Annotated in this window: 9 protein-coding genes; 8 read left to right on the top strand and 1 reads right to left on the bottom strand. The window is 71.8% G+C overall.

The features are described 5' to 3' along the window. Nucleotides 1-33: 33 nt before the first annotated feature. Entirely contained in the window at nt 34-543 is a 510-nt protein-coding gene (locus ACFWFR_RS15110) for a hypothetical protein (RefSeq protein ID WP_377623499.1), read from the bottom strand. Between the two features lie 178 nt (nt 544-721). Here ACFWFR_RS15110 and ACFWFR_RS15115 point away from each other — a divergent pair, with 178 nt between their 5' ends. The 8 genes from ACFWFR_RS15115 (at nt 722) to ACFWFR_RS15150 (ending at nt 7,790) form a co-directional block, all read left to right on the top strand. Then, on the top strand, nt 722-1,417 hold the full coding sequence (locus ACFWFR_RS15115) for a DUF998 domain-containing protein (protein ID WP_377623500.1): 696 nt from the start codon (nt 722-724) through the stop codon (nt 1,415-1,417). A 46-nt stretch (nt 1,418-1,463) separates the two neighbouring features. Then, on the top strand, nt 1,464-1,835 hold the full coding sequence (locus ACFWFR_RS15120) for a YciI family protein (RefSeq protein WP_377623501.1): 372 nt from the start codon (nt 1,464-1,466) through the stop codon (nt 1,833-1,835). Then, on the top strand, nt 1,832-3,103 hold the full coding sequence (locus tag ACFWFR_RS15125) for an RNA polymerase sigma factor (RefSeq protein WP_377623502.1): 1,272 nt from the start codon (nt 1,832-1,834) through the stop codon (nt 3,101-3,103). The genes ACFWFR_RS15120 and ACFWFR_RS15125 overlap by 4 nt, the downstream gene beginning before the upstream one ends. 233 nt (nt 3,104-3,336) lie before the next feature. After that, nucleotides 3,337-4,524, top strand: coding sequence for an aminotransferase class I/II-fold pyridoxal phosphate-dependent enzyme (locus ACFWFR_RS15130; protein ID WP_377623503.1), 1,188 nt, complete (start codon nt 3,337-3,339; stop codon nt 4,522-4,524). Nucleotides 4,525-4,646: 122 nt separating this feature from the next. Further along, entirely contained in the window at nt 4,647-5,858 is a 1,212-nt protein-coding gene (locus ACFWFR_RS15135; RefSeq protein ID WP_377623504.1) for a glycosyltransferase, read from the top strand. Nucleotides 5,859-6,055: 197 nt separating this feature from the next. Beyond that, nucleotides 6,056-6,622, top strand: a complete 567-nt coding sequence (locus ACFWFR_RS15140; protein ID WP_377623505.1) for a SigE family RNA polymerase sigma factor — start codon at nt 6,056-6,058, stop codon at nt 6,620-6,622. Beyond that, nucleotides 6,615-7,265 (top strand): hypothetical protein, encoded by a 651-nt coding sequence (locus tag ACFWFR_RS15145; RefSeq protein WP_377623506.1) that lies wholly within the window; start codon nt 6,615-6,617, stop codon nt 7,263-7,265. Before ACFWFR_RS15140 ends, ACFWFR_RS15145 begins: the two co-directional genes overlap by 8 nt. A gap of 111 nt (nt 7,266-7,376) precedes the next feature. Next, nucleotides 7,377-7,790: an SRPBCC domain-containing protein gene (locus ACFWFR_RS15150; protein ID WP_191800871.1), complete on the top strand. Its 414-nt coding sequence runs from the start codon at nt 7,377-7,379 to the stop codon at nt 7,788-7,790. The last annotated feature ends 67 nt before the right edge of the window (nt 7,791-7,857 follow it).

The raw sequence follows: 7,857 nt of genomic DNA on the forward strand, positions 1-7,857 counted from the left end.
CGACCACGACCGCGGCCGCGCGGACGCGGGTCGTCAGAGTCGAGTCATCGTCGACGGATAGCCGCCCCCGTCCGGATAGACCCACTCGCCGACGACCACCCGGTCGGCGGCGTCGAAGGTCCCCTCGAAGTACGCGGGGCTCCCCTTGCCCCCTGCCCAGATGGTCAAGGTGTCGCCGGTGATGTCGTACACGTAGTCGAGCGTGTTGCCGAGGGAGTCGTAGAAGCGGGACACGACGTCCTCGCCGACGGGCTCGCCGAACGGGTGGAGGTTGCCTATCACCTCGAGTCCCGTGATCTCCTGCCCGAACTGGTCGAGCCGCACGCGCTGGAGGAGGAAGTACCCACCCTTCATCCACTCGTACGTGACCTCGCCCTCGGCGCCGCCGGTCACACGCCAGGTCCCGACGAGTCGTTCCAGGGCACGGAGCCCTGCGCTGGGCGGCGCCTGGCCGTCGAGCCCGTAGGCGTCGATGTCCGCTGATCCGGTCGGGACGGTCGCGCTCGCGCCCGTCGTCTCGGCGGGGGTGCTCGTGCTGTCCATGGTCGTTCTCCTTCGTCTCGGCGCCACGTCCGGTCGGCCGCAGTCGTGGACACCTCGTCACGTCTCCGCACGCCTCGACATTCAGAGACTGTGACACACATCACACCTCAAGGGTGTCAAGACCCGGGCTGCGGTCACGAGGTAGCCGTGAACCGCCCCGCCACCGAAGGAGAACGTCATGTCATGGCAGATCCCGCTCCCACCGTCCCTGAAGGCACCGACGCTCGGCACCGACCGCACACAGACGGCGGCGGCGGACCGTTCGAGCACCAGACGCCTGCTGGTCGCGGCCGCAGCCGCAGGTCCGCTCTTCGTCGCCTCGGCGAGTGCGCAGGCCCTCGCCCGGGAGGGCTTCGACCTGCGGATCCACCCGCTCAGCCAGCTCTCCACCGGAGACCTCGGCTGGGTCCAGATCCTCACCTTCGCCCTGACCAGCCTCGGGCTCCTCGCCCTGGCGGTGACGCACCGACGGATCGTCACCGAGGGAGTCGGACGGCGCGCCGTCCCCGTGCTGCTGGGGATCGCCGGGGTCGGCTTCGTACTCGCGGGGGTCTTCGTCATGGACCCGGAGAACGGCTTTCCCGTCGGTACGCCCGACGGACCGGCAGACTCGATGTCCTGGCACGGCGTCGCACACTCGGTGGCCGCCGCCGTCGCCTTCACCGCGCTCGCCGCCGCGGCCGTGGTACTCACGGTCCGTGCGGTGCGTGCCCGTCAGGTGTCGGCTGCGGTCGGCCACGGGATCGTGGGCCTGGTGCTGCTCGTACCCATCTCGCCCGAGACCGCGAGCCTCCAGGTCGCGGCCAACGGGCTGATCGCCTTCACCTGGACCACGGTCCTCGCCCTGCGGCTGCGGACTCGTGCCCTCGGCTGAGAGTCTGGTCTCGAGCCCGACCAGCAAACCTCCGAAGGAGAACCACGTGAAGTACCTGTTGCTCGGATACACCCCGACCGCCGCATGGGACGCTGGCTCCGCCGACACGCCGTCCGACGAGGCCCTCGCGGCCTTCGCGGCCTACCAGGAGTTCGAGGCGGAGCTTCGCCGGACCGGAGAGTTCGTGTCGAGCGAGGGCCTGGGCCATCCCGCGATGAGCACGACGGTGCGCCGCACCGGCTCCAGGGTCGTCGCGACCGACGGCCCGTTCGCCGAGCTCAAGGAGGTCCTCGCAAGCTTTGCCGTCATCGACTGCGCGAGCCACGAGCGGGCCGTCGAGGTCGTCAGCCGCATGGTCGCGGTCCTGGGCGAGCCGATGGAGATCCGACCGATCATGGGCGACGACTTCGCGGCATGACGCCCTCACCAGAGGTGGACCCGAGCATCGAGGACCTGCTGCGCTCCGAGGCACCCCAGGTCCTCGGTGCGCTCGTGCGCCGGTTCAGCCGGTTCGACGTCGCCGAGGACGCCGTCCAGGAAGCGCTGCTCGTCGCGAGCACCCGGTGGCCCCTCGAGGGCGTTCCGGTCGAGCCCAGGTCCTGGCTCGTGCGGGTGGCGTACCGCAGGATGATCGACCTCCTGCGTTCCGAGCAGGCGCGCCACCGCCGCGAGCGGACGGTCGGGAATGCGGCGCTCGCGGAGCAGGCGTCGGGCCGCGAGGTGATCGACGACGACGACAGCCTCACCCTGCTGCTCCTGTGCGCCCACCCGTCCCTCAGCCCGACCTCGCAGGTCGCGCTGACGCTCCGCGCCGTGGGCGGCCTGACGACGGCGGAGGTCGCTCATGCCTACGGCGTGAGCGAGGCGACCATGGGGACGCGGATCAGTCGTGCGAAGCAGCAGCTCCGCCGGGAAGGGACCCGCTTCGTCCCCACCACCTCGGCCGACCGCGACGCACGCCTCGCGTCCGTGCTGTGGGTGCTGTATCTCGTGTTCAACGAGGGCTACACGGCCTCCTCCGGGACGAGCCTCGGCCGTGTCGGCCTCTCCCACGAGGCCATCCGGCTCACCCGGCTCGCCCGGTCCCACAGCGCCCGGGACCCTGAGGTCGCCGGGCTCCTCGCCCTCATGCTCCTCACCGAGGCGCGACGTGACGCCCGGACCGACGCCTACGACCACCTGGTGCCCCTCGAGGACCAGGACCGGTCGCGCTGGGACCAGCGGATGATCGAGGAGGGCCGCGCGATCATCGATGCCGTGTGGCCACTCCGGACCGTCGGGCCGTACCAGGTGCAAGCCGCGATCGCCGCCGTCCACGCCACGTCGACGAGCGACGCCGACACCGACTGGGCGCAGATCGCCGCGCTCTACCTCTGGCTCGAGCGCCTCGCACCGTCCGGCCCGGTCCGCCTGTCGCGCGTCGTGGCCGTCGCGCGGGCATTCGGCCCGCAGCGCGGGCTCGACCTGCTCGCCGCACTCGACCGCGAGCACGGGCTCGCCGACGACCCCCTCGCAGGCGCGCGAGAGCCCGCGGTACGCGCCCACCTGCTCGACGACCTGGGCCGCCATGCCGACGCGGCCGTCGCCTTCCGCTCGGCAGCGGCCCGCACGCAGAACACGGTGGAGCAGGACTATCTGCTCGACCGGGCACGCACCAGCACGGCGCGAGAGGCCAGCACGCACTGACGGCACGCGTGCCCGTGATCGACATCCTGCCCGAGCACGGTCCCCGCGATGGACGCTGCCTGCCGCAGGGTGAGCAGCGCCGTCGGGCCTCCCCCGTCCCCCGGCCGGCCCGCGAGCCCGGTGCTAGCGTGGAATCACGTGTCCCGCGTGGCCTCCCGGCCACCTCTCGCCGGCCGACCACCGCCCCGGCGACCCACCTCCCGGCACCGCCGTCGCCCGAGCGAGGAGCTCCCATGGCCGACGAGACGATCTCCCGACGCGCTGCAGACCTCGCACGGTCCACCCCGTTCGACCACCTGCTCGGGTTCTTCGCACACGTCTACCCCGAGCGGCGCGCACGGCCCGGGGTCCTCGACCTCACGTTCGGCAACCCGCACGACCCGGCCCCGGCCGAGTACGTCGACGCGCTGCGCGCGAGCGCCGTCCCGCGCGACGAGCACTGGTTCGGCTACAAGGTCAGCGAGCCCGCGGCCCGCACGGCGGCAGCCGCGGCACTGCGAGGCGTCGTGGGCGTCCCGTTCGAGCCCGACGACGTCCACCTCACCACGGGCGGCTTCACGGCCCTCGCGCTCGCGCTCAAGCTCGTCACCGACCCGGGCGACGAGGTCGTCTACAGCGTCCCGCCGTGGTTCGCGTACGAGGTGATCGTGCGCGAGGCCGGGCTGACCCCCGTCAAGGTCCCGATCCTGCCCGAGACCTTCGACCTGGACCTCGACGCGATCGCGGGCGCGATCACGTCCCGGACCCGGGTCGTCCTGGTCAACACGCCCAACAACCCGACCGGGCGGGTCTACCCCGTCGAGCAGCTGCGGCGCCTCGCGGCGCTGCTCGACGAGGCCTCCCACCGGAACGGGCGCCGCATCTTCGTGGTCTCCGACGAGCCGTACCACCGCATCGTCTACGACGGCACGCCGTTCCACAGCCCCACCGAGGTGTACCCGTGGTCGCTGCTTGCCTACAGCTACGGCAAGACGCTGCTCGCGCCCGGCCAGCGCATCGGGTACCTCGCAGTCCCACCGACCCTGCCCGGCCGGGAGGACCTGCGGCCCGCGATCGAGGCGCTCCAGATCGCGATCGGGTACGCGTTCCCCAACGCGGTGCTGCAGCACGCGCTGCCCCTGCTCGAGCAGATCCCGTTCGACGTCGCGCTCTACGAGCACAAGCGGGACCTCATGGTCGCCGGCCTGCGCGAGATCGGCTACGACGTCCACAGCCCCGAGGGCACGTTCTACCTCTTCCCCCGCTCGCCCGTGCCCGACGACCGGGCGTTCGAGGCCCTGCTCGCCGAGCACGACGTCCTGGTCCTGGGCGGCAAGTACTTCGAGACGCCCGGCCGCTTCCGCATCTCGCTCACCGCGAGCCTGAGGACGCTCGAGGCCAGCCTCCCGCGGTTCGCGGCGGCGTACGCGGCAGTCCGCTGAGGGCGCGGCGACGCGCGGACGCCTCGTCGAGGCCGGACCTGGCCGCACACGTCATGCCGATGTCACAGGATCGCCACGCGTCGGACATCGTGGTGCCCGATCCTGGCGACGGAGGTGACGCCATGTCAGCAGGTGACGGACTGCGGGTCCAGTCGATCTACGAGGGCTTCTTCAGCGGCGGGGCACGAGTGCTGCACAGCGCGGTCATCACCGGGTTGCACGGCGGGGGCCGACAGGCGCACTCGGTCCTGAGCATCCACCACGAGGTCCTGCGCGAGGGGCTGCTCCAACCCATGACCGAGGACCCGCGGTACCAGGCGCTCCGCGCCGCGGGGATCCAGGTCACCTCGCTGGGTCGGCACCCGGGGTCCGGGGACGCCCCCACCTCGCGGGGATTCACCGAGGCGGAGCTGGCCACGGCAGCAGAGCTCGCTTCGCGGTCCGACGTCGTCCTGTCGCTCAAGGAGCAGCCCCTGCGGCTCGTCAACCAGGACGGGTTCCCGGAACGCCCGGTGATCGCGTGCCTGCACCGGTCGGACCCGGAGCACCAGGGTCCGGCGCTCGACGACCTGCTCGCGACGGTCGCCGGCGGCCGCCTGGCCGGCGCCGTCTGCTGCGCGGAGTCGACCCGGGACGCCTACCGCGCCGCCGGGGTGCCGGCGTCGCTCCTCCACGTGATCCCGAACGGCGTGGACCTGGCGCGGTTCCGCCCGCTGGCCCCGCGCCGTCGCGCAGCCCGACGCGGGATGCTCGGCGTCCCGCCCGACGCGACGGTCGTCGCGTTCGCGGCGCGCTACGACGAGATGAAGGACGTGGGCCTGTTCGTCCGCTCTGCCCGGGCGTTCCTCGCACGGAACCCGTCGGGGCACGTGCTGATGTGCGGCGCGGGGATGAGCCCGACCAACCCGGCGCTGAGGGAGGACCTGCGGGCCTCGTTCGCGGATCGCCCGGACCTGCTGGTACGGGTCCATCTCCTGGGCGTTCGCCGCGACATGGAGTCGGTGTACGGGGTGGCCGACGTCGTCGCGCTCACCTCGTCGTTCGGCGAGGCCGCACCGCTGTGCCTCATCGAGGGGGCCATGAGCGGGGCCGTCCCGACCACGACCGACGTGGGCGACGCCGCGTCGATCGTCGACGGGATCGGCTTCGTGACCCCCAGGGACCCGGCCGCGGTCTGCGCGGCGTGGGAGGAGGCGGCCCGACGACGGGACGAGCTGAGCCTCGCGCTCCTGCGCAGCCGTCCGCGGTTCAGCCACACCCGGATGATCGCGGCGTACTCGACCGTGATCGAACGTCTCCACCGGGGGCAGCGGGTCCCGCTCGGGGTGCGCTAGAACGCGGCTCCGCTCCCCGGAAGCCCCAGCGGGTCACGTCCTCACCCCCGGGCGCGGCCCGCAGCACCGCCGCGATAGGTGGCCACGCGGATCGGCCATGGGCTCGGTGACGAGGAGCCGCCCTGGGCCGTGACACGATTCGTCCACGACTCGATGCAACCTCCGGCGGGCGTCCTGCGTCTTCAGGGGGAGGGAGCATGCTGACGACGGGGGGCAGGACGATCGACACGACGCTCGAGGACGAGGACACGAGGTCCCTGGCCGTGGTGGCAGATGCCAGCAAGGCTGCGGCGTTCACCTCGTTCGTCGCGTCGACGAACGATGCCCTCTACCGCAGCGCCCATCTGCTGTCCGGCAACCATCACCGTGCCGAGGAGCTGGTGCAGCAGACCTACGAGAGGGTCTGGCGCCGCTGGGACTGGGCGACCGTCGACGATCCCGCCGGCTACGCCTGGCGAACCCTGTTCAACCTGCGCATCGACGGCTGGCGGCGCACCCGCCGCGAAGTGCTGACCGCCCAGACGGAGGGCGCACCGATCGCCGGGGCCGAGGCGGCGGTCGCCGAACGTGACCGGATCACCAGGGCCGTCGCCGCCCTGCCGCCGAAGCAACGCCGCGCGGTCGTCCTGCGGTATCTGCTCGACATGTCCGAGGCCGACACCGCCGAGACCTTGGGAGTCGCCCGCGGCACGGTGAAGTCCAACGCGTCGCGAGGCCTGAGCGCGTTGCGCCGGGCCCTCGGGGAGGAACCTACGTATGAGTGATAAACAGTTCGCCGCGACGCTGCGACAGATCGTCGACACCGCACCCGTCCGTTCCCCGCTCGACCCAGGAGCCGTGACCGCCCGGGTGCGTTCGCGCCAGCGCGCCCGGCGACTGACGGGTGCAGGCGTCGCAGCTCTTGCACTGGTGGGGATCGCCACGAGCCTCGGACCTGCCGTCCCCTCGTCTCCTCGGGACACGAACCCCGCGGCGGCCCCTTTCACCCCCTCTGGTCCCACCCCGACCCCCACCATGAACGCGTGGACAGAAGAACCTCTCGGCACCCCCGGTCATGAGATCGACCCTGAGCTGCTCGGTCCCGGCACCGTCGGCGGATACGAGGGATGGTGGAACGGCACCCCGGCCAGCGAGACGGGAGGCATCCTCCCGTTCGACCAGTGGCCGCAGGAGAACCGCGACCATCCGCGCACAGCCACGTACAACACGCGCACCGGAACCCTCGTCGAGACCTACGACCTCATCGCCCAGGAACCCATCGCGAACTACGTGCCCGTGCCGGAACCGACCTGGCCGGCGAACTCGATCGTCATCCTCGACGCCGACACCGACGAAATCCTCGATCACTTCCCTGTTCACGAGAACGGCAGCACGGGCCCTGACGGTTCACTGCCCGGATCACCCTGATCCCCGAAGGCCCCGACCCCACCGCGAGGCCGTGAGCCGTCGCGTGCCACCATGCCGTTCGCTACCCCAGGCGCTACGGTCGAGGGAAACCGCTCAAGGAGGAGAGGTCCCATGACCGGACTCGTCGCCACCGCCTCGATCCACATCGCCGCCCGCCCCGAGAGGGTGTGGGCCGAGCTGGTCCACCCGTCCGCGACCTGGATGCTGGGCGCGAACGTGGAGACGGACTACCAGCCGGGCAGCACCATCACGTTCGAGGGCCAGTACCAGGGCAAGCACTTCGAGGACCACGGCACGGTCCTCGAGGTCGACCGCCCCAGGACGCTGCGCTTCACGCACTTCTCCCCCGCGAGCGGCGCACCCGACGTCCCGGAGAACCACCACGAGGTCGCGATCACGCTCGCTCCGGACCCCAAGGGCACACGCGTGACGATCCGGCAGGACAACAACGACACCCCCGAGGCGGTCGAGCACTCCGAGGAGCTCTGGCGCACCGCGCTCGCCTCGCTCGCGGGGCACGACTAGATCCCGTCGCGCACCCGGGGCTCGGGGCACGGCCGACCGGCCACCGGGACGACGAAGGGCCCCGATC

It is taken from the genome of Oerskovia sp. NPDC060287 (genome assembly GCF_042726775.1).
In the GTDB taxonomy this organism is placed as follows: Bacteria; Actinomycetota; Actinomycetes; order Actinomycetales; family Cellulomonadaceae; genus Oerskovia; species Oerskovia merdavium.

What these genes read in the sequence shown, in the direction of transcription:
- ACFWFR_RS15130 (WP_377623503.1), top strand. Translation starts at nt 3,337, where the DNA reads ATGGCCGACGAGACGATCTCCCGACGCGCTGCAGACCTCGCACGGTCC.
- ACFWFR_RS15140 (WP_377623505.1), top strand. Translation starts at nt 6,056, where the DNA reads ATGCTGACGACGGGGGGCAGGACGATCGACACGACGCTCGAGGACGAG.
- ACFWFR_RS15145 (WP_377623506.1), top strand. Translation starts at nt 6,615, where the DNA reads ATGAGTGATAAACAGTTCGCCGCGACGCTGCGACAGATCGTCGACACC.
- ACFWFR_RS15110 (WP_377623499.1), bottom strand. Translation starts at nt 543, where the DNA reads ATGGACAGCACGAGCACCCCCGCCGAGACGACGGGCGCGAGCGCGACC.
- ACFWFR_RS15115 (WP_377623500.1), top strand. Translation starts at nt 722, where the DNA reads ATGTCATGGCAGATCCCGCTCCCACCGTCCCTGAAGGCACCGACGCTC.
- ACFWFR_RS15135 (WP_377623504.1), top strand. Translation starts at nt 4,647, where the DNA reads ATGTCAGCAGGTGACGGACTGCGGGTCCAGTCGATCTACGAGGGCTTC.
- ACFWFR_RS15150 (WP_191800871.1), top strand. Translation starts at nt 7,377, where the DNA reads ATGACCGGACTCGTCGCCACCGCCTCGATCCACATCGCCGCCCGCCCC.
- ACFWFR_RS15125 (WP_377623502.1), top strand. Translation starts at nt 1,832, where the DNA reads ATGACGCCCTCACCAGAGGTGGACCCGAGCATCGAGGACCTGCTGCGC.